This window comes from Tropicimonas sediminicola (assembly GCF_900188335.1).
Lineage (GTDB): Bacteria > Pseudomonadota > Alphaproteobacteria > Rhodobacterales > Rhodobacteraceae > Tropicimonas > Tropicimonas sediminicola.
On the sequence record NZ_FZOY01000001.1, the window covers coordinates 388,604 to 408,338 of the forward strand.

Sequence of the window (19,735 nt, forward strand, 5' to 3'; positions counted from 1 at the left end):
TGGGTCTGGGCCCGGGAATGAACGCGTGGTCGCAATACCTTTCCGGCGGTCTCGACCGGTGGGTCGGGGCCGTCTCGTCTGTCGGGCCTCCGGAGAGGCCCGGGCTGTGGGCTTCCGATCCTGCCCGCATGAATTTCGGGCGTTGGCCGGTCAGGAGAGTGTCATCTTCGTCAATTCAGATGCTCTAACCTAACGTAAACCTGGCATCGCGGCAGGTATGGAATTCCAGACCTGCGGGGCATTTCTTCCACGTTCCGCGGGCCGGCTCGCAGCCGGTACTGCCGCGCCGCAACGCCAAACCCGGCGCCTCCAGGTCCGCGACCCTCGGTCATGCTTGACGTGCGGGGCAAGCGTGGCGTTTCCTCGGCGGAACCCGGAGGAGAGATCGATGTCCCAACACCATGTTCGTGTTGTCGGCCCGTCAGGGCCGGTGGCCGAGGTCTGGCTGGCCAGACCCGACAAGAAGAACGCCCTGACGCTGGAAATGCTCGACCGGCTGGTCGAGGTCGGCCGCGAGCTGGCCGCGGCGCCCGGGGTGCGGGCGGTGATCCTCGCGGGCGAGGGCGGGGATTTCTCCGCCGGTCTCGACACCGGGGTCCTCGCTGCGATGGCGGGCAAGCTCGATGCCGTGAAGGCCGAGATGCTGGCGCCGCCCGACGGCTCCGCCGCCAACCGGTTCCAGCTTCCGGCGACCATCTGGTCGGAGGTGCCGGCGCCGGTCATCGCAGCGCTGGACGGCGTCTGTTTCGGTGCCGGTCTGCAGATCGCGCTGGGCACCGATTTCCGCATCGCGCGGCCCGACAGCCGGCTGTCGATCATGGAGGGCAAATGGGGCCTGATCCCGGACATGGGCATCTCGCAGAGCCTGCCCCGCCTGGTGCGCGCGGACCGCGCCAAGGAACTGGTGATGACGGCGCGGGTGCTCAAGGGCGCCGAGGCGCAGGGCATGGGGCTGGTGACGCGTCTGTCGGACGATCCGCTGACCGAGGCGCGCGCCTTTGCCGAGGCGCTGGCGGCCCGCTCGCCCGACGCGCTGCGCGCCGCCAAGCGGCTGGTCGACCGGATGTACCAGGGCGACGCCGAGCAGGAGTTGCGGCTGGAGGCCGAGTTGCAGGCCGGCCTGATGGGCTCGCCCAACCAGCTCGAGGCGGTGATGGCCAACCTGCAGAACCGCAGCCCGTCCTACCAGTGAAGATCGCCGGCCTGCCGCGCGCCTGCGCGCGGCCCGGCCCAAGGGGAGGAGCGGCATCTTCGATGCCGTGACGACGCGCGGGAGCCCTCCGCCCCTGCGCGACCTTCGGAGCTATTCCGGGCGCGGCGCCGGTTTCACCATCCGGTGCACGATCCGCCGCGCCAGCGGGGCCACGAAGATCACCACCGGAAAGGCGATCGCCCAAGCGGCGATCCAGCTCGACAGCCAGATCGGCAGGAAGCCCTCGACAAGGCCGATGGCGCGCAGCGTCGACACGCCGGAGACGATCAGCGACATCATCCCCGAAAGGACGAGCGAGAACAGGTAATGTTCGTAACGTGCGGGAATCATTCGGGCCTCGTTTGCTCCGCCCGACCGTTACGCCGAAACCGCGCGTCCGGGAAGCCGCATCCGCGCAGGCCCGCTGTGCACCCTTGCCGGGACCATGCGGGCCCGTGCCGGCTCAGGGCAGTTCGGCCGCGGGAATCATCGGGAAGAACACGCCGCCCGACCACAGGCCGAACCATTCCTCGCCCCTGTGCGGATGGTGCGCGCCGCGCTCGACCAGCCGGTAGAATGTCTTGCGGTCGATCAGCGCCTCGAGATTGACCCGCACCAGCACGTAGGGCGCGGGCTCGCCGGTCTCGGGATCGCGCACGACCCGGATCGGGTGCTCCGGCCCCGCGGTCACACTGTCGCCCACGTTGGTGGTGAAGCTGATCACCTGGCTGTCGCCCTCGCCTGCGACATTGGCGTCGACCGCCACGAAGGGCGCGTCCTCGACACGGATCCCGACCTTCTCGACCGGCGTGACCAGGAAATAGGCGTCGCCGTCCCTGCGCAGGATCGTCGAGAAGAGCCGCACCAGCGGCGCCCTGCCGATCGGGGTGCCGTTGTAGAACCAGGTGCCGTCGCGGCGGATTTCCATATCCAGATCGCCGCAGAACGGCGGATCCCAGAGGTGCACCGGCGGCAGACCGCCGCTTTTCGCGGCCTTTCCCGAAGCGGCTGCAAGGCTTTCCGCCGTGGCTGTGGCCCGACCTGTCCCCGATCCCGTTTTTGTCATTTGTTCCGTCCGGAATATCTGCCTTACTGGTCCCGAGAGAAAAGCCCGAGGTTCCCGTCATGTCCGATCCTAACGAACTCGTCGCCGAAATCGAAGCCCTCGGGCAGAAGCTGGCCGAGGCCCGCGCCTCGATCACCCGGCGGTTCATCGGGCAGGAACGGGTGGTGGACCTGGTGCTGTCGGCGCTGCTCTGCGGCGGGCACGGCCTGCTGATCGGTCTGCCCGGCCTCGGCAAGACCCGGCTGGTCGACACGCTCGGCACGGTTATGGGACTCGGCACCAACCGGATCCAGTTCACGCCCGACCTCATGCCCGCCGACATCCTCGGCTCCGAGGTGCTCGAGACCGGCGAGAGCGGCCGGCGCGACTTCCGCTTCATCGAGGGGCCGATCTTCTGCCAGCTCCTGATGGCCGACGAGATCAACCGCGCCAGCCCCCGGACGCAGTCGGCGCTGCTGCAGGCGATGCAGGAAAAGGAAGTCACCATCGCCGGCGAACATCGTCCGCTCGGCAGCCCGTTCCACGTTCTGGCGACCCAGAACCCGATCGAGCAGGAAGGCACCTATCCGCTGCCCGAGGCCCAGCTCGACCGCTTCCTGGTGCAGATCGACGTGCCTTACCCGGACCGCAAGACCGAGCATGACATCCTGCTCGCCACCACCGGCATCGAGGAGGACAAGGCCCACGCCGTCTTTACCCCCGAGGAGCTTCTGGCCGCGCAGGTCGTGCTGCGGCGGATGCCGGTCGGCGAGAAGGTGGTGGAGCTGATCCTCGACCTCGTGCGCGCCTTCCGCCCCGGCGAGCCGGGCGTGCCCGAGGCCGTCGCGCGGAACGTGAGCTGGGGTCCGGGGCCGCGCGCCGCGCAGGCGCTGATGCTCACGGTGCGCGCCCGCGCCCTGCTCGACGGTCGCCTGGCGCCCTCGACCGAGGACGTGGTGCAGATGGCCGAGCCGGTGCTGCTGCACCGCATGGCGCTGACCTTCGCCGCCCGCGCCCGCGGCGAGAACCTCGGCGACCTGATCCATGAAGTGGCGGCACAGGTGGGCCGGAGCGAGGCCGCGGCGTGAGCCAGCCTCCCGCCGCAACCCAGTCCGCGCAGGCCGGCCCGCAGCTTCGGACCCGGGCCGAGGGGCTCGCCTCCGCGCTGCCGCCGCTGCTGGCGCAGGCCGAACACCTCGCCTCCACGGTGCTGCTCGGCTCGCATGGCCGGCGGCGCTCGGGCATGGGAGACGAGTTCTGGCAATACCGCCCGATCGCCCAAGGCGACGAGGCCCGCGAGATCGACTGGCGCCGCTCGGCCCGGTCGGACGTGCATTTCATCCGCCAGAAGGAATGGCAGGCCGCGCAGAGCGTGGTGATCTGGGTCGACGGCTCGCGCTCCATGGGCTTCTCCGGCGACCGCAACCGCGCCGCCAAGTCCGACCGCGCCCGGCTGCTGGCGCTGGCGCTCTCGGTGCTGCTGGTGCGCGCGGGCGAGCGGGTCGGGCTGGCCAACACCGGCGCGCCGCCGCGCGGCGGACAGCTTCAGCTCGTGCGGCTCGCCGAGGCGCTGACCGGCGAGCTGTCGGAAGAGGATTACGGCACGCCCGAGACGCCGGGCCTTCCGGCCCATGCCCGCGCGGTCTTTCTCTCCGATTTCATGGGTGATATCGCCGGCGTCGAGGCCGCGCTCGCCAAGGCCGCCGACCGCGGCGTGCGCGGCGCGCTCTTCCAGATCCTCGATCCGGTCGAGGAGACGTTCCCGTTTGACGGCCGCACCATCTTCGAGAGCATGGGCGGCACCCTCAGCCACGAAACCCTGAAGGCCGGCGAGCTGAAGGAGCGCTACCTGCAGCGCCTCGCCGAGCGCAAGGACCGGCTGGAACATCTGGCCCGCGTCTCCGGCTGGCTCTACGATTGCCATCACACCGGAGACAGCGCGCAATCGGCGCTGCTCTGGCTCTACGCTGCCCTGGAGCGCTCCCGCTGATGTGGATGCTCGGCCCCATAGGTTTCACCGCGCCCCTGCTGCTGCTGGGGCTGATCGCGCTGCCGATCCTCTGGATCATCCTGCGGGCGGTGCCGCCGGCGCCGATCCGCCGCCGCTTTCCCGGCGTGGCGCTGTTGCTCGGCCTGACCGACGACGAGACCCAGACCGACCGCACGCCCTGGTGGCTGCTGCTGCTCCGGATGCTGGCCGCCGCCGCGGTGATCGTCGGCTTCGCCGGCCCGGTTCTGAACCCGCAGGTCGAGGAGACGGGCAGCGGCCCGCTGCTCGCGGTGGTCGACGCCACCTGGGCCGACGCACCGGACTGGTCGCGCCGGCAGGACCGGCTCGCCGCGCTCATCGAGGAGGCCGGGCGCTCCGGCCGTCCGGTGGCGCTGGTGCAGCTGACCGACCTGCCGCCCGGCCCGCCCGAGTTCCTCTCCGCCGACCGCTGGGTCAGCCGCATCGCCGGCCTCGCGCCGCAGCCCTGGGAGCCCGACCCCGAGGCGCAGGAAGCCTGGCTCGCGGGGCTCGGCGACGCGCGGTTCGACACCGTCTGGCTCTCCGACGGGCTGGCCCGCGCCAGCCGCGCTCCGCTGCTGGAGGCGCTGGAGGCGCGCGGCGACGTCCGGGTGATCGAGGGCGGCCGCCCGGCGCTCGGCCTCGCCCCGGTGCTCTACGAGGACGGCGAGGTGAAGCTCTCGGGCCTGCGCGCGATCACCGCCAGCGAGGCGGAAGTCGCCGTCTCCGCCATCGGCCTCGACCCCGCCGGCACCGAGCGCGCGCTTGCCGCCGCCACGCTGACCTTCGAGGCCGGCGCGGCCGGTGCCGAGACCGCGCTGGCGCTGCCGCACGAACTGCGCAACCGGGTGACCCGGTTCGAAATCGCCGGCCATCGCTCCGCCGCCGCCGTCAGCCTCACCGACGACAGCCTGCGCCGCCGCGAGGTTGCGCTGATCGCCGGACGTGACGACCGCGAGGGGCTGGAGCTGCTCTCGCCGTTGCACTACCTCGAACAGGCGCTGGCCCCCACCGCCGAGCTGCTGCACGGCGGGCTGACCGACATTCTGCCGGCCAATCCCGACGCCATCATTCTCGCCGATGTCGCCCAGCTCGCTCCGGCCGAGCAGGCGGCGCTGACCGAATGGGTCGAGGAGGGCGGCCTGCTGGTGCGCTTCGCCGGCCCGCGGCTCGCATCCTCCGAGGTCAGCCGTACCGAGCTCGACCCGCTGATGCCGGTGCGCCTGCGCGAAGGCGGACGCAGCGTCGGCGGCGCGATGAGCTGGGGCGAGCCACGCGCCCTGCGCCCCTTCGCCGAGGGCTCGCCCTTCTACGGGCTGGAGGTGCCGCAGGAGGTCACCGTGCAATCGCAGGTCATGGCCCAGCCGGACCCGGAACTCGGCGAGCGGGTGATCGCCGCGCTGGCCGACGGCACGCCGCTGGTCACCCGCCGCGGGATCGGAGCGGGGCAGGTGGTGCTGTTCCACGTCACCGCCAATGCCGAGTGGTCGACCCTGCCGCTCTCCGGCCTCTTCGTGCAGATGCTCGAACGTCTCGCCGTCTCCACCCGCCCGGCCAGCCCCTCGGCCGAGGATCTCGCCGGCACTACCTGGACCGCCGACGCGGTGCTCGACGGCTTCGGCGAGCTGCAACCGGCCGAGACGCTGCCCGGCGTGCCCGGCGAACGCCTCGCCTCCCGCGCCTTCGGCCCCGACATGCCGCCCGGCCTCTACACCGGCGGCGACCGCCGCATCGCGCTCAACGTGCTCGCCGCCGACGATGTGCTCGAACCCGCCGCATGGCCGGCCCGCATCCCGGTCGAGGGGCTCGCCATCGCCCGCGAGACCCGCCTTGCCGGCCCGGTCCTGGCGCTGGCGCTGCTCCTGCTCGCGGCCGACCTCGTCGCCTCGCTCTGGCTGTCCGGACGGTTGCGCGGCGGGCAGGGCGGAGCGGTCGCGCTGCTGGCGCTGGCGCTCATGGCCCCCGCGCCCCCGGCCAGCGCGCAGGAGGCCGACGAGGCCCGCGCCCTGCTGGCCACCACCGAGGTCGTGCTCGCCCACGTGGTGACCGGCGACCAAAGTATCGACCGCCTCGCGCAGGCCGGGCTCACCGGGCTCGGAGAGGCGCTCTACACCCGCACCTCGGTCGAGCCCGCGCAGCCGATGGCGGTCAATCTCGAGACCGACGAGCTCGCCTTCTACCCGTTCCTCTACTGGCCGGTGACCGAGGGCCAGCCGATCCCCTCCGCCGAGGCCTATTCCCGGCTCAACCGCTACCTGCGCTCGGGCGGCATGATCCTGTTCGACACCCGCGACGGCGACATCGGCGGCTTCGGCTCGGCCACGCCCACCGGGCGCAAGCTGCAGCAGCTCGCCGGCCCGCTCGACATTCCGCCGCTGGAGCCGCTGCCGCAGGACCACGTGCTCACCCGCACCTTCTACCTGCTGCAGGACTTCCCAGGCCGCTACACCTCCCGCGATGTCTGGGTCGAGGCGGCGCCGGCCGACGCCGAGAAGGTCGAGGGCATGCCCTTCCGCAACCTCAACGACGGCGTGACCCCGGTGGTGATCGGCGGCAACGACTGGGCCTCTGCCTGGGCTGTGGACGCCTCGGGCATGCCGCTCTACCCGGTGGGCCGCGGCTTCGCCGGTGAGCGGCAGCGCGAGCTTGCCCTGCGCTTCGGCGTCAACCTCGTGATGCATGTGCTGACCGGCAACTACAAATCCGACCAGGTCCACGTGCCCGCACTGCTCGACAGGCTCGGCCAATGAACGGCGCATCCGACATCCTCTTCGACCCGCTCCTGCCCTGGCCCGCCGTCTGGGCCGCCTGCGCGTTGTCGCTCGCCTTCGTGGCGCTCGGCCTCTGGCGCGGCCTGCGCGGCTGGTGGCTCCGGGCGCTCGCCGCCGCGGCGCTGCTTGTCGCCATCGCCAACCCGTCCTTCCAGGTCGAGGACCGCGCGCCGCTCACCGACATCGTGCTGCTGGTGGTCGACCGCACCGCCAGCCAGCAGATCGCCGACCGTGCCGAGCAGACCGACGCCGCCGTGGAGCGCATCACCGCCGCCGTCGCGGCCCTGCCCGACACCGAGCTGCGCACCGTCACCCTGCGCGACGGCGCCGACAACGCCGGTTCGCTGGCGATGACCGCGCTCTCCGAGCTGCTGGCCGAGGAGCCACGCGGCCGCATCGCCGGCGCGATCCTGGTGAGCGACGGCCAGGTCCACGACGTCGAGCGCGCACCCGACCTGCCGGCGCCGCTGCACCTGCTGCTGACCGGCCACGACACCGACTGGGACCGCCGGCTGATGGTCCGCAACGCGCCCTCCTTCGCCATCGTCGGCGAACAGCTCACGCTCACCCTGCGGATCGAGGACAGCGGCGCGGTGCCCGAAGAGGTCGCCCAGTCCGGTCTTGCCCAGCTCGCCATCGCCATCGACGGCGGCGAGCCGATGCCCTTCACCGTGCCGGTGGGCCAGGATCTCGAACTGCCGCTGACACTGCCCCACGGCGGCATGAACGTGGTGCAGATCGAGGTCGCCGCCACCGAGGGCGAGCTGACCGAGCGCAACAACGCTGCCGTGGTGCAGATCAACGGCGTGCGCGACCGCCTGCGGGTGCTGCTGGTCTCCGGCGAGCCCCATGCCGGCGAGCGCACCTGGCGCAACCTGCTGAAATCCGACAGCTCGGTCGATCTCGTCCACTTTACCATCCTGCGCCCGCCCGAGAAGCAGGATGGCGTGCCGGTGACCGAGCTCTCGCTCATCGCCTTCCCGACCCGCGAGCTGTTTCTCGAAAAGGTCGACGAGTTCGACCTGATCATCTTCGACCGCTACAAGCGCCGCGGCATCCTGCCGATGATCTACCTCGAGAACGTCGTCTCCTATGTCGAGCGCGGCGGCGCCGTGCTGGTCGCCGCGGGTCCCGATTTCGCCGGGGCGGAGAGCATCTACCGCTCGCCGCTCGCCGAGGCGCTGCCCGCCGCGCCCTCCGCCCGCGTGCTCGAACAGGGCTACCGCCCGCAGATCACCGACACCGGCCACAAGCACCCCGTCACCGAAGGGCTCGAGGCGCTCGCCCCGCCGCCCGAGGACGGCGCCGAAGGCCCCGGCTGGGGCCGCTGGTTCCGGCTTGTCGACCTGCTGCCCGAGAGCGGCCAGACCGTGATGAGCGGCCCCGACGACCGCCCGCTGCTGATCCTCGACCGGGTCGGCGAGGGCCGGGTGGCCCTGCTCGCCTCCGATCACGCCTGGCTCTGGTCGCGCGGCTTCGAGGGGGGCGGCCCGCAGCTCGAACTGCTGCGCCGGCTGGCCCACTGGATGATGAAGGAGCCCGAGCTGGAAGAAGAGGCGCTGACCGCCAGCGCCGAGGGGCTCGACGTCACGCTGACCCGCCGCACGCTGGGCGAGGCGCCCGGCCCGGTCGAGGTCACCGCCCCCGACGGCTCCTCCCGCCTCGTGGAGCTTCGGGAAGCCAGCCCCGGCCTCTTCATGGGCCAGTTCACCGGGCCCGAGACCGGCCTCTACCGGCTGGCGCAGGACGAGCTGAGCGGCGTCGTCGCTCTCGGCCCGGCGGCCCCGCGCGAATTCGAGGAGACCATCGCCTCCGGCGCGCCGCTGGCCGATGCGGTCGACGCCCATCGCGGCGGCACCCTGCGGATCGAGGAGGGCCTGCCCGCCATCCGCCAGGTCCGCGAGGGCCGCAGCGCCGCCGGCCGCGGCTGGATCGGCATCACCCCGCGCGAGGCCTACCGCACCGCCGATGTCACCGTGATCCCGCTGGTCGCACCGCTTCTGTTCCTGCTGATGGCCATCGGCCTGACCCTCGGCGCCTGGCTCCGCGAGGGCCGCCGCTGACGCGGTCGGGCGGCGCGCCGCCCGGAACAACTCGCGCCCGGGGCACATGACCTGTGCGCCGCCGCCCGGCTTCCCGCGCGTCGGGCGGCTTGGCGCGGCCGCCGGACAGGACTACATAGGGGGCTGCGCGACAAGGAGGCAGGGCCCTTGGCTCCCATCATTTCCATCACCGACCTGTCCAAGACCTACGAGGGCGGGTTCGAGGCGCTGAAGGGCGTCAGCCTCGACATCGAGGAGGGCGAGATCCTCGCCCTGCTCGGCCCGAACGGGGCCGGCAAGACCACGCTGATCTCCACGATCTGCGGCCTCGTGAGCCCCACGCGCGGCAGCGTCACCGTCGGCGGCCACGACATCCTGCACGAGTACCGCGCCGCCCGCAGCCTCATCGGCCTGGTGCCGCAGGAGATCGCCCTCGAACCCTTCGAGAAGGTTATCAACACCGTGCGATTCTCGCGTGGCCTCTTCGGCAAGTCCCGCGACGAGGCGCATATCGAGAAGGTGCTGCGCGCGCTGACCCTCTGGGACAAGCGCAACAACCGCAACCAGCAGCTCTCGGGCGGCATGAAGCGCCGGGTGATGATCGCCAAGGCGCTCAGCCACGAACCCCGCGTGCTGTTCCTCGACGAGCCGACCGCCGGCGTCGACGTCACCCTGCGCCGCGAGATGTGGGACCTGGTGCGCGAGCTGCGCGCCAGCGGCGTCACCATCATCCTGACCACCCATTACATCGAGGAGGCCGAGGAAATGGCCGACCGGATCGGGGTGATCGACCGCGGCCGCCTGCTGCTGGTGGAGGAAAAGGCGCGCCTGCTGCACCAGCTCGGCCGCAAGGAACTTCGGCTGGAACTCGGCGAGCCGCTCGACGCCATCCCGGCCGCGCTGGCCGACCACAACCTCACCCTCTCCGAGGACCGGATGCACCTGAGCTACGCCTTCGATTCCCATGCCGAGCGCACCGGCATGACCCGGCTGCTGGGCGACATCGCCTCCGCCGGTCTCAGCCTGCGCGACCTCTCCACCCGGCAGAGCTCGCTGGAGGAGGTCTTCCTGCAACTGGTCCGCGAAGGGCGGGAGGAGGAACGGGCATGAACTGGAACGCCGTCGCTGCCATCTACCGCTACGAGATGAACCGCACCTTCCGGACGATCGCGCAGTCCATCGTCTCGCCGGTTCTGTCCACCGTGCTCTACTTCGTCGTCTTCGGCGCCGCCATCGGCGCGCGGATCGACACCGTTGAAGGGGTCGACTACGGCGCCTTCATCGTGCCGGGGCTGGTGATGCTGACCCTGCTGCAGCAATCGGTCACCAACGCCTCCTTCGGGATCTATTTCCCCAAGTTCATCGGCACCATCTTCGAGCTGCTCTCGGCGCCGCTCTCCTTCATCGAGATCGTCATCGGCTATGTCGGCGCGGCGGCGTCCAAGGCGCTGATGATCGCGGTCATCATCCTGATCACCTCGACCTTCTTCGTCGACCTGCACATCGCGCACCCGGTCTGGATGGTGATCTTCCTTCTGCTCACCGCCGTCAGCTTCGCGCTCATGGGATTCATCATTGGCATCTGGGCCAAGAACTTCGAACAGCTGCAGCTGATCCCGCTCCTGGTGATCACGCCTCTGGTGTTCCTCGGCGGCGCCTTCTACTCGGTCTCGATGCTGCCGCCGGGCTGGCAGACGGTCACCTATTTCAACCCGGTGCTCTACCTGATCTCGGGCTTCCGCTGGACCTTCTTCGGCGTCGCCGACGTGCCGGTGGGCCTCTCGATTGCCGCGATCACCGTGTTCCTCGCCGCCTGCCTGGCGGTGATCTGGACCATCTTCCGCACCGGCTGGCGGATCAAACCCTGATCCCGGCACGCGGGCCGCGCCAGCGGAAGCCCGAAAAAGGCGCCCGGCGCAGAACGAAAAAGGGGCGCCCCAATGGGCGCCCCTCGAATGTCCAGATTCAGGATCGTGTCAGCGGCGCCGGTCGCGGCGCGAGGACATCGGCTGGAACGCCACGCCCACATGCGCCTCGCAATAGGGCTTGCCCGCCTGCACCGGCAGGCCGCAGAACCAGAAATCCTCGGTCGCCGGGTCGCCGATCGGCCATTTGCAGGTCCGCTCGGTCAGCTCCATCAGCGTCAGCCGGCGCGCCTTTTTCTCGACCTCGCGCACCGAGGCCAGCGCCTCGGGGCTGATCTCGTTGGCCGAGGGCTGCGGCGGCAGCGGCTGGCCGGCGGGAATGATCTGGCGGCGGGCCGGGGAAACCGGCGCCTCGACCGGCTCGGGCTCTGCCTCGGCCACCGGCTCGGCCTTCACCTCCTCGACGGGCTCGGCCGCCACCGGCGCCTCGCGCACCGGCTTCGGACGCGGCGCCTCGGCCTTCACGGCGGGTTTCTCGGGCACTTCCACCTCGGCGGGCTTCGCCTTTTCGGCCGTGCCGCCACCGCCGTTGCGGTTCGACAGGCCGAGCCGGTGCACCTTGCCGATCACGGCGTTGCGGGTCACACCGCCAAGCTCCTTGGCGATCTGGCTGGCGCTCTGGCCTTCGCTCCACATCTTCTTGAGGGTCTCGACGCGCTCTTCGGTCCAGGACATCTGCCAGCCATCTCCAATGGAAAAAAGCGCCCCCGCGGAAACTCCACGGCGCCGCCCTTACGTTCATCTCGTCCCTATATTAAGACGCGGGCCGTGGGGTTACAAGCGACCCCCGGCAAGAGGCGGCCAAAGGCAGGAGGACCAGGTCCATGAACGAACCATCGGCAATGGGCATGCGCCGCTTCGGGCGCATCAACTGGCTGGGCATGAAAACGCTCGCGCGGCGCGAGATGCAGCGATTCCTCAGCATCTGGATGCAGACGATCATGGCGCCGCTGGTCACCGCCGGCCTGTTCCTCGCGATCTTCTCGATCGCCATCGGGCCCGGCCGGGGCGAGGTGATGGGCTTCAGCTACCTGCATTTCATCGCGCCGGGCATCCTGACCATGACGGTGATCCAGAACGCCTTCGCCAATACCTCCTCTTCGCTGCTGGTCTCCAAGGTGCAGGGCAACATCGTCGACACGCTGATGCCGCCGCTCTCGGCCGGCGAGATCGTCGCCGGCTACATCGCCGGCGGGGTCGGGCGGGGGCTCTTCGTGGCGCTGCCGATCGGGCTGGTGATGATGCCGGTGCTCGGCATCACCGTGCAATCGCCGCTGCTGGCGCTGCTCTTCATCACGCTCGGCGCGGCGCTGATGGCCGGGCTCGGCCTGCTGGCGGCGATCTTCGCCAACAAGTTCGACCAGGTCGCGGCGATCTCCAATTTCGTCATCACGCCGCTCTCCTTCCTCTCCGGCACCTTCTACTCGGTCGAGGCCGTGCCGCCGGTGATGGCGCACCTGCTGCACTGGAACCCGATCTTCTACCTGATCGACGGCGTGCGCTACGGCGTGCTCGGCATCTCCGACCGCTCGCCGCTGCTCGGCCTCGCGATCCTTTCCACGGTCACGGCGATCATCATCGTCTGGTGCTGGCACTGGGTGCGCCGCGGCTACCGCCTCAAGCCCTGACCGGAAACCTCTGGTGCGGCGGCGCGTTCTGCGCTAGACGCCGCGCATGACACAGACCCGGCCCCTGCTCCGACGCATCCGACGTCGCCGCTGACCCCGCCTCCCGCGGGCCGCCCGCCTGCGCCCGTTCTGCCGTCATTTCCCCGAGAAAAGCCCGCAAGCGCCCTGTCGCATTGACACATCTCGCGCCCGCTGGCACTCCTTCGCACTCCTGACCAAAGGTTCCGTCGATGATCCCGTCCGTCCTGCCGACCTACAACCGTGCACCGCTCAACTTCACCAGGGGTGAAGGCAGCTGGCTGATCGAGCGCGACGGGCGACGCTTTCTCGACCTCGGCGCGGGCATCGCGGTCAACGCGCTCGGCCATGCCCACCCGAGCCTGGTGCAGGCACTGACGGACCAGGCCGGCGCGCTCTGGCACACCTCCAACCTCTACCAGGTGGACCGGCAGCAGGCGCTCGCCGACCGGCTGGTGGAGCTGACCTTCGCCGACACGTGCTTCTTCACCAATTCCGGCACCGAGGCCTGCGAACTGGCGGTCAAGATGGCGCGCAAGTACTGGCACGCCAAGGGCCAGCCGGAACGGGTCAAGATCCTGACCTTCGACGGCGCCTTCCACGGCCGCTCCTCCGCCGCCATCGCCGCCGCGGGGACCGAGAAGATGATCGGCGGCTTCGGCCCGGTCCTGCCTGGCTTCGTCCACCTGCCGTTCGGCGACCTCCCGGCCCTGCGCAAGGCGCTCGAGGACCCGGAAGTCGGCGCGGTGCTGATCGAGCCGATCCAGGGCGAGGGCGGCATCCGCAGCCTTGGCGACAGCGCCCTGCGCGAGGTCCGCGCTGCCTGCGACGCCGCCGGCGCGCTGCTGATCCTCGACGAGGTGCAATGCGGCGTGGCCCGCACCGGCCGCCTCTTCGCCCATGAATGGGCGGGCGTCACGCCCGACATCATGATGGTCGCCAAGGGGATCGGCGGCGGCTTCCCGATCGGCGCGGTGCTGGCCACCGAGGCCGCCGCGGCCGGCATGACCGCCGGCACCCACGGCTCCACCTACGGCGGCAACCCGCTGGGCTGCGCCGTGGCCCTGGCCGTGCTCGCCACCGTGGCAGACCCGTCGTTCCTGGCCGAGGTCAACCGCAAGGCCGCGCTGCTGCGCCAGGGGCTCGAGGGCCTCGTCGCCGCCCATCCCGACGTCTTCGACGAGGTGCGCGGCGAAGGGCTGATGCTCGGCCTCCGCTGCCGCCCCGCCGCCGCCGAGATCGTGCAGGCCGGCTATGCCGAGGAGCTCCTCGTCGTGCCCGCCGCCGAGAACACGATCCGGCTGCTGCCGGCCCTCAACATCTCCGACGAGGAGATCGCCGAGGCGCTGGCACGTCTCGACCGCATGGCGCAGCGCGCTGCCAAGGCAGCCTGAGCCGCTTGCTTCTCCTGTTTCCAAATATCCTCGGGGGGCGCCCCGGGTAAGCCCGGGGCGATCGGGGGGCAGACAGCCCCCCGGCCTCCCGGCCCAGAAAGACCGACCGATGACCCACTTCCTCGACATCCACAAGACCGCCCCCGCCGACCTCCGGGCCATGATCGACAGCGCCCGCGCCATGAAGGAGGCCCGCAACGGCCAGCCCAAGGGCACCCCGGATGCCGACCTGCCGCTTGCCAACCACATGGTGGCGCTGATCTTCGAAAAGCCCTCGACGCGGACGCGCGTGTCCTTCGACGTCGGCGTGCGCCAGCTCGGCGGCCAGACGATGGTGCTCTCGGGCAGCGACATGCAGCTCGGCCATGGCGAGACCATCGAGGACACCGCCCGCGTGCTCTCGCGCTACGTCGACATGATCATGATCCGCACCTTCGAGGAGGCCACCCTGCTGGAGCTGGCCGAGGCCGCGACGGTGCCGGTGATCAACGGGCTCACCAACCGCTCGCATCCCTGCCAGATCATGGCCGACATCCTGACCTTCGAGGAGCACCGCGGCCCGATCGCCGGCCGCAAGGTGGTCTGGTCGGGCGACGGCAACAACGTCTGCGCCTCGTTTCTGCACGCCGCCGGCCAGTTCGGCTTCGACTTCACCTTCACCGGCCCGCCGACGCTGGATCCCGAGCCCGAGTTCGTCGGCTTCGCCCGCGAGCAGGGCGTCTCGGTGCAGATCGAGCGCGACCCGCACAAGGCCGTCGAGGGGGCGGACCTGGTGGTCACCGACACCTGGCTGTCGATGCACGATTCCAAGTCGGCGCAGGAACGCCGCCACAACCAGCTGCGCCCCTACCAGGTGAACGAACGCCTGATGGCCGCCGCCGGCCCGCAGGCGCTCTTCATGCACTGCCTGCCCGCGCACCGCGAGGAAGAGGCGACCTCGGCGGTGATGGACGGGCCGCAATCGGTGATCTTCGACGAGGCCGAGAACCGCCTGCACGCCCAGAAGGCGATCATGCGCTGGTGCCTCGGGGTCTGACCCCGGCGCAGGCGCGGACCGGTTCGGTGGCGGGGGGCTGTCTGCCCCCCGCGCTTCCCGGACAGGTCCGGGAAGCTCCCCCCGAGGGTATTTTCACCAGGAGAGACCGGGTCAGGCGCCCGGTTTGCGGCGTTTTGCGCGGAGGGTCGGGTCGGCCTCCGTCGGGTCCTCCGGCCAGGGGTGCCGAGGGTAGCGCGCGCGCATGTCCTTGCGCACGTCGGCGTAGGAGCTGGCCCAGAAACCCGGCAGGTCCATCGTGGTCTGCACCGGGCGTCCGGCGGGGGAGAGCAGGGTGACCCGCAGCGGCAGGCGGCGGGGTCCGACCGTCGGGTGGATGGTCTGGCCGAACATCTCCTGCACCCGGAGCGCGATCTCCGGCGCCTCGCCCGCGTAGTCGATCGGCACCTTGCGCCCGAGCGGCGTGGTGAAGGCGCCGGGCATCTCCCGGTCCAGCCGCTGCATTGCGTCCCAGCCGATGCGGGCGCGGAGCGGCTCGGTCAGGTCGAGGCCGCGGATCTGGTCGGCACTGCGCGCGGTGCCGAGAAAGGGCAGCAGCCAGTCCTCGGCCTCGTCCAGCAGCGCCTCCTCGGACAGGTCCGCGATCTCGCCGCCCTCGGCGCGGTAGAGCAGGGCGCGCGCCTGCAGCCGCCGCGCGGCATCGCTCCACGGCAGGCCGAGCTGGCGGACCCCCTCCAGTGCCGCCTGCGCCAGCGCCTCGGCGGGGGCATCGCGCCAGATCCGGTCGGCCAGCACCAGCGCGCCGAAGCGCTCCTGCTGCCGCGCCACCACGCGGCGCTCGCGCTTCGACCATTCGGCGACGTCGACCCAGCCGATCTGGTCGCCATATAGCCCGCGCAGCTCGCTCTCGGTGATCGGCAGGGCGAGGCGGACCCGCGCCTCGCGCGCGTCGCCGTCCAGGTCGGTGGCCACGATCAGCCGCTGGCCGGCCAGCGGATCGGCCTCGTTCATCACCGCGCCCTTGCCGCCCGACAGCAGCCAGCGCGGCGCGTCGCCGGGGCGGCGCAGGCCGATCCGGTCGGGATAGGCGAGGGCGGCGGCCTCGGCCGGCGAGACCCCGGCGTCGGTGTCCGGCGCCAGCCGGGAGAGGCGCGCGGCTTCGGTGCGGATGCGCTCCAGCGCGCCGCGGTCCGGCGGCACCGGGGCGCTCCTGGGCTCGCGCAGCGCGGCCAGCCGCAGCGACAGGTCGCAGGGCGCGCCCCGCAGCGGATCGCGCTCCGCCAGCACCGCGGCCAGCGGCGCGGCCGTGCGGCCGGCGCGCAGCAGCATATGCGCGAGCCGCGGGTGCAGCGGCAGGGCGGCCATGGCGCGGCCGTGTTCGGTGATGCGCCCCGCGGCATCCAGCGCGCCGAGGCCCGCGAGCAGCGCTTGCGCCTCGGCCAGCGCGCCCTCCGGCGGCGGGGTCAGGAACGGCAGGGACGTACTGCCCCAGAGCGCCAGTTCGAGCGCCAGCCCCGTCAGGTCGGCAGCCTCGATCTCGGCGGGGGGGAAGGCCGCGAGCCCGCCCTCCTCGCCCTTTGTCCAGAGCCGGTAGCAGGTGCCCGGCGCAAGCCGCCCGGCGCGGCCGGCCCGCTGGGTCGCCTCGGCGCGGGTCACCCGTTCCGTCACCAGGCGCGACATGCCGGAGCCGGGGTCGAACCGCGCCCGCCGGGCCCGGCCGGCGTCCACCACGCAGGTGATCCCCTCGATGGTCAGCGAGGTCTCGGCGATCGAGGTCGCCAGCACCACCTTGCGGCCGTCGCGGGCCGGCGCGACCGCCGCACGCTGGGCCTTGAACGGCATCGCCCCGAAGAGCGGATGCAGCGCCACGCCCTCCGGCAGGCGCGGGGCGAGCTGCGCCTCCGTGCGCCGGATCTCGCCTTCGCCGGGCAGGAAGACCAGCAGGCTGCCCCCGGTCTGGCCGAGCGCCTCCAGCACCTGCTCGGCCACCGCCTGTTCCAGCCGCGCGCGCTTGTCGAGCGGCCGCTCGAGGTGCCGGATCTCGACCGGAAAGGCGCGGCCCTCGGCGGTGACGACGGGCGCGCCGCCCATCAGCTCGGCCACCGGGGCGGCATCGAGCGTGGCCGACATCGGCAGCAGGATCAGATCGTCGCGCAGCGCCTCTCGGATCTCGAGGCAGAGCGCCAGCCCGAGATCGGCGTTCAGCGAGCGTTCGTGGAACTCGTCGAAGAGCACCGCGCCGACCCCGGAGAGCTCAGGATCGGCCTGCAGCATCCGGGTCAGGATGCCCTCGGTCACAACCTCGATACGCGTGCGCGGCCCGACCCGCGTCTCGCCGCGCATGCGGAACCCGACCGTCGCCCCGGGGGCCTCGCCCAGCTGTTCGGCCAGCCGCTCGGCCGCCGCCCGCGCCGCCAGCCGCCGCGGCTCGAGCATCAGGATCCGGCCCTCCGTCAGCCCCGCTTCCAGCAGCGCAAGCGGCACACGCGTCGTCTTGCCGGCCCCCGGCGGCGCCTGCAGAACGGCATGTCCGGCGCGTTTCAGCGCTTCCACCAGCTCTGGCAGGACGGCGTCGATCGGAAGTGGGGCAGGGGGCATGGGCGGGCCTAGCGGCGGGAGAACACCATGCTGCCATAGCTGGTGCGGGCCCGAACCTCCACCACCGGCCAGAGATCGCCGCGCGAGGTGTCGTAGGTGACCTCGAAATTGCGGAAGCTGGTGTCGGCGAGGTCCTTGGGCTTGTAGCCGTCCACCCGGATGTACTGCGCCGGACAGACGAAACGGTCGCCCTCCTGCCGGCCGCCCGAGAGCTTGATCCGGTGCACCTCGCGCCCGTCATAGGTCGAGATGTCGAGGTCGCAGGCCAGCCCGGCGGGCCGGCTCCGCAGCAGCGCGAAGAGCCCGGTCATCGGGTCCACGACACCGGGGTGGTCCTTGCCCTCGGCATGCCAGTCCTTGCGCTTCGTGTCGGGCGGGTCCTGGGTCACGGTGGCGATGCCGCCCGGAAAGCGGATCTGCTTGGTCTTGCTCTCGCCGCGCTCCCGGGTCGCCTCGTCATAGGCGGCGGGGGTGTAGCGGTTGCCCGACACCCGGCCCGACGACCGCGCCTCCGCCCGCAGACGGTAGATGCCGCCGACCAGCCCGCTGCTCTCGGCGACGGCGGCGGCGGTGTACTGCCCGTCGCGCTCGGCGCCGCCGATCGACAGCGTGCCGCCTCGAATGCCGGCGAAACTCACGTCGAACACCGCCTGCTCCTCCTGTGCGGCAAGCGGGCGTAGGGGCAGGATCGCAAGGGCGAGGGCAAGCGCGGGAAGAACGGCAGTCAGGCGGCGCATCGGCGTCTCCGGCTGGGGGCTGAAACGCCGCCAAAGGGCCGCAAAACCCGCGTCAGGTCAACCGGCGGCCCAACACGAGCCGGTGAAGCAGCGCGCTCCCGCCCATGGCCTTCGCCTGTCGGGAGATATCCTCGGGGGGAGCCTCGGCACGGGGCGCGCGGGGGGGCAGACAGCCCCCCGTCCCACCCCTCCGGCAGCGCAACGGCCCGGATCGGCGCACCGCACCCAACCCGGGCGGCTCCCGCCGACGCCCTCCGCCCGCAGGGCGTCGGACGCCCGTTGGGCCGGGCGCGCCTTCGGCGCGCAGGCCCGTGGCGGCGTCTGGACATTTCCGGCCGGGAGGAGGAAGACAGGCGCCGAGGAACCCGCCCCGAGGCAACGCGGAGGATCGCAGGCGCATGGATATCGAAGACCTGGCACGCCGGGTGACAGCCGGCGAACGGCGCGCGCTCGCCCGGGCCATCACCCTGATCGAGAGCAACCGGGCCGACCACCGCGCCCTGGCGCTCCAGCTGGCCGACCGGCTCTCCGGCACCGGCAACCAGGCGCTGCGCCTCGGCCTGTCCGGCACGCCGGGCGTCGGCAAGTCGACCTTCATCGAGAGCTTCGGCAACATGCTGACCGAGCAGGGGCTGCGCGTCGCCGTGCTGGCGGTCGACCCGTCCTCGGCCCGATCGGGCGGCTCGATCCTCGGGGACAAGACCCGCATGGAGACGCTCTCGCGCAACCCCAACGCCTTCATCCGCCCCTCGCCGAGCCAGTCCGAGCTCGGCGGCGTCGCCCGGCGCACCCGCGAGGTGGTCGCGCTCTGCGAGGCGGCAGGCTTCGACGTGGTGCTGATCGAGACCGTGGGCGTCGGCCAGTCCGAAACCATGGTCGCCCAGATGTCCGACATCTTCCTGCTGCTGCTCGCCCCGGCGGGCGGCGACGAGCTGCAGGGGGTCAAGCGCGGCATCATGGAGATCGCCGACATGATCCTCGTCAACAAGGCCGACGGCGCGCTGAAGCCGGTGGCGACCCGCACCTGCGCCGATTACGCCGGCGCCCTGCACCTGCTGCGCAAGCGCCCCGAGGACCCGGAGGGCTTCCCCAAGGCGATGACCGTCTCCGCCGTCGAAGGCGAGGGCCTGAGAACCGCCTGGGAGGAGATGCAGACCCTCGCCGCCTGGCGCCGCGAGACCGGCCACTGGCAGGCCCGCCGCGCCCGCCAGTCCCGCCACTGGTTCGAGGAGGAGGTCCGCCTCGGCCTGCTCGCCCGGCTCTCCGGCTCGCCCGAGATGCGCGCCCGCATGGAGGCGCTCGGCACCCGCGTCGCCGAGGGCGACCTCGCCCCGGCCGCCGCCGCCCACGAGATGCTCGCCCTGCTCGACGCGGCGCCCTGAG

16 protein-coding genes are annotated in these 19,735 nt (G+C 71.6%); 11 read left to right on the forward strand and 5 right to left on the reverse strand.

Translation table 11 applies throughout. The features are described 5' to 3' along the window. Window positions 1-388 precede the first annotated feature (388 nt). Window positions 389-1,192, forward strand: a complete 804-nt coding sequence (locus tag CHB86_RS01835; RefSeq protein WP_089230836.1) for a crotonase/enoyl-CoA hydratase family protein — start codon at window positions 389-391, stop codon at window positions 1,190-1,192. A gap of 111 nt (window positions 1,193-1,303) precedes the next feature. Here CHB86_RS01835 and CHB86_RS01840 read toward each other — a convergent pair whose 3' ends face one another. After that, the gene (locus CHB86_RS01840) at window positions 1,304-1,543 is read right to left on the reverse strand and encodes a DUF2798 domain-containing protein (RefSeq protein WP_089230837.1); all 240 of its coding nucleotides are present in this window, start codon (window positions 1,541-1,543) and stop codon (window positions 1,304-1,306) included. A gap of 112 nt (window positions 1,544-1,655) precedes the next feature. Beyond that, window positions 1,656-2,258 carry a DUF1285 domain-containing protein gene (locus CHB86_RS01845; protein ID WP_089230838.1) on the reverse strand — a complete coding sequence of 201 codons (603 nt, stop codon included), beginning with the start codon at window positions 2,256-2,258 and terminating at the stop codon, window positions 1,656-1,658. Window positions 2,259-2,317: 59 nt separating this feature from the next. Here CHB86_RS01845 and CHB86_RS01850 point away from each other — a divergent pair, with 59 nt between their 5' ends. The 6 genes from CHB86_RS01850 to CHB86_RS01875 all read left to right on the forward strand — a co-directional run bounded on the left by CHB86_RS01850 (window position 2,318) and on the right by CHB86_RS01875 (window position 10,926). Beyond that, window positions 2,318-3,325, forward strand: coding sequence for an AAA family ATPase (locus CHB86_RS01850; protein WP_089230839.1), 1,008 nt, complete (start codon window positions 2,318-2,320; stop codon window positions 3,323-3,325). Continuing rightward, complete coding sequence (locus CHB86_RS01855; protein WP_089230840.1) at window positions 3,322-4,227, forward strand: DUF58 domain-containing protein; 906 nt, start codon at window positions 3,322-3,324, stop codon at window positions 4,225-4,227. The genes CHB86_RS01850 and CHB86_RS01855 overlap by 4 nt, the downstream gene beginning before the upstream one ends. Next, the gene (locus tag CHB86_RS01860; protein WP_089230841.1) at window positions 4,227-6,995 is read left to right on the forward strand and encodes a DUF4159 domain-containing protein; all 2,769 of its coding nucleotides are present in this window, start codon (window positions 4,227-4,229) and stop codon (window positions 6,993-6,995) included. Before CHB86_RS01855 ends, CHB86_RS01860 begins: the two co-directional genes overlap by 1 nt. Then, window positions 6,992-9,079, forward strand: a complete 2,088-nt coding sequence (locus CHB86_RS01865) for a hypothetical protein (protein WP_089230842.1) — start codon at window positions 6,992-6,994, stop codon at window positions 9,077-9,079. Before CHB86_RS01860 ends, CHB86_RS01865 begins: the two co-directional genes overlap by 4 nt. Before the next feature lie 147 nt (window positions 9,080-9,226). After that, on the forward strand, window positions 9,227-10,168 hold the full coding sequence (locus CHB86_RS01870; protein ID WP_089230843.1) for an ABC transporter ATP-binding protein: 942 nt from the start codon (window positions 9,227-9,229) through the stop codon (window positions 10,166-10,168). After that, a complete protein-coding gene (locus CHB86_RS01875; protein WP_089230844.1) occupies window positions 10,165-10,926 on the forward strand; it encodes an ABC transporter permease in 762 nt (253 codons plus the stop codon). The genes CHB86_RS01870 and CHB86_RS01875 overlap by 4 nt, the downstream gene beginning before the upstream one ends. A gap of 108 nt (window positions 10,927-11,034) precedes the next feature. Here the strand turns inward: CHB86_RS01875 and CHB86_RS01880 are convergent, their stop codons facing one another. Next, window positions 11,035-11,658: a GcrA family cell cycle regulator gene (locus tag CHB86_RS01880; protein ID WP_089230845.1), complete on the reverse strand. Its 624-nt coding sequence runs from the start codon at window positions 11,656-11,658 to the stop codon at window positions 11,035-11,037. Between the two features lie 149 nt (window positions 11,659-11,807). On the opposite strand from CHB86_RS01880, the gene CHB86_RS01885 reads away from it, so the two are divergent. The 3 genes from CHB86_RS01885 (at window position 11,808) to argF (ending at window position 15,059) form a co-directional block, all read left to right on the forward strand. Next, window positions 11,808-12,611 carry an ABC transporter permease gene (locus tag CHB86_RS01885; protein ID WP_245837700.1) on the forward strand — a complete coding sequence of 268 codons (804 nt, stop codon included), beginning with the start codon at window positions 11,808-11,810 and terminating at the stop codon, window positions 12,609-12,611. Between the two features lie 230 nt (window positions 12,612-12,841). Beyond that, a complete protein-coding gene (locus CHB86_RS01890) occupies window positions 12,842-14,023 on the forward strand; it encodes an aspartate aminotransferase family protein (protein ID WP_089230847.1) in 1,182 nt (393 codons plus the stop codon). 109 nt (window positions 14,024-14,132) lie between these two features. Next, entirely contained in the window at window positions 14,133-15,059 is a 927-nt protein-coding gene (gene argF / locus CHB86_RS01895; RefSeq protein ID WP_089230848.1) for an ornithine carbamoyltransferase, read from the forward strand. A 111-nt stretch (window positions 15,060-15,170) separates the two neighbouring features. On the opposite strand, the gene hrpB is transcribed toward argF, so the two are convergent. Beyond that, the gene (gene hrpB, locus CHB86_RS01900) at window positions 15,171-17,615 is read right to left on the reverse strand and encodes an ATP-dependent helicase HrpB (protein ID WP_089230849.1); all 2,445 of its coding nucleotides are present in this window, start codon (window positions 17,613-17,615) and stop codon (window positions 15,171-15,173) included. Between the two features lie 8 nt (window positions 17,616-17,623). Continuing rightward, window positions 17,624-18,352 (reverse strand): DUF3108 domain-containing protein, encoded by a 729-nt coding sequence (locus CHB86_RS01905; protein WP_089230850.1) that lies wholly within the window; start codon window positions 18,350-18,352, stop codon window positions 17,624-17,626. 398 nt (window positions 18,353-18,750) lie between these two features. On the opposite strand from CHB86_RS01905, the gene meaB reads away from it, so the two are divergent. Beyond that, window positions 18,751-19,734, forward strand: a complete 984-nt coding sequence (gene meaB, locus CHB86_RS01910; protein ID WP_089230851.1) for a methylmalonyl Co-A mutase-associated GTPase MeaB — start codon at window positions 18,751-18,753, stop codon at window positions 19,732-19,734. The last annotated feature ends 1 nt before the right edge of the window (window position 19,735 follow it).

Bases quoted from the DNA above. Each gene is read 5' to 3' on its own strand.
- CHB86_RS01840 (WP_089230837.1), bottom strand. From the start codon at position 1,543: ATGATTCCCGCACGTTACGAACATTACCTGTTCTCGCTCGTCCTTTCG.
- CHB86_RS01865 (WP_089230842.1), top strand. From the start codon at position 6,992: ATGAACGGCGCATCCGACATCCTCTTCGACCCGCTCCTGCCCTGGCCC.
- meaB (WP_089230851.1), top strand. From the start codon at position 18,751: ATGGATATCGAAGACCTGGCACGCCGGGTGACAGCCGGCGAACGGCGC.
- CHB86_RS01860 (WP_089230841.1), top strand. From the start codon at position 4,227: ATGTGGATGCTCGGCCCCATAGGTTTCACCGCGCCCCTGCTGCTGCTG.
- argF (WP_089230848.1), top strand. From the start codon at position 14,133: ATGACCCACTTCCTCGACATCCACAAGACCGCCCCCGCCGACCTCCGG.
- CHB86_RS01875 (WP_089230844.1), top strand. From the start codon at position 10,165: ATGAACTGGAACGCCGTCGCTGCCATCTACCGCTACGAGATGAACCGC.
- CHB86_RS01905 (WP_089230850.1), bottom strand. From the start codon at position 18,352: ATGCGCCGCCTGACTGCCGTTCTTCCCGCGCTTGCCCTCGCCCTTGCG.
- CHB86_RS01835 (WP_089230836.1), top strand. From the start codon at position 389: ATGTCCCAACACCATGTTCGTGTTGTCGGCCCGTCAGGGCCGGTGGCC.
- CHB86_RS01850 (WP_089230839.1), top strand. From the start codon at position 2,318: ATGTCCGATCCTAACGAACTCGTCGCCGAAATCGAAGCCCTCGGGCAG.
- CHB86_RS01890 (WP_089230847.1), top strand. From the start codon at position 12,842: ATGATCCCGTCCGTCCTGCCGACCTACAACCGTGCACCGCTCAACTTC.
- CHB86_RS01845 (WP_089230838.1), bottom strand. From the start codon at position 2,258: ATGACAAAAACGGGATCGGGGACAGGTCGGGCCACAGCCACGGCGGAA.
- CHB86_RS01885 (WP_245837700.1), top strand. From the start codon at position 11,808: ATGAACGAACCATCGGCAATGGGCATGCGCCGCTTCGGGCGCATCAAC.
- CHB86_RS01880 (WP_089230845.1), bottom strand. From the start codon at position 11,658: ATGTCCTGGACCGAAGAGCGCGTCGAGACCCTCAAGAAGATGTGGAGC.
- hrpB (WP_089230849.1), bottom strand. From the start codon at position 17,615: ATGCCCCCTGCCCCACTTCCGATCGACGCCGTCCTGCCAGAGCTGGTG.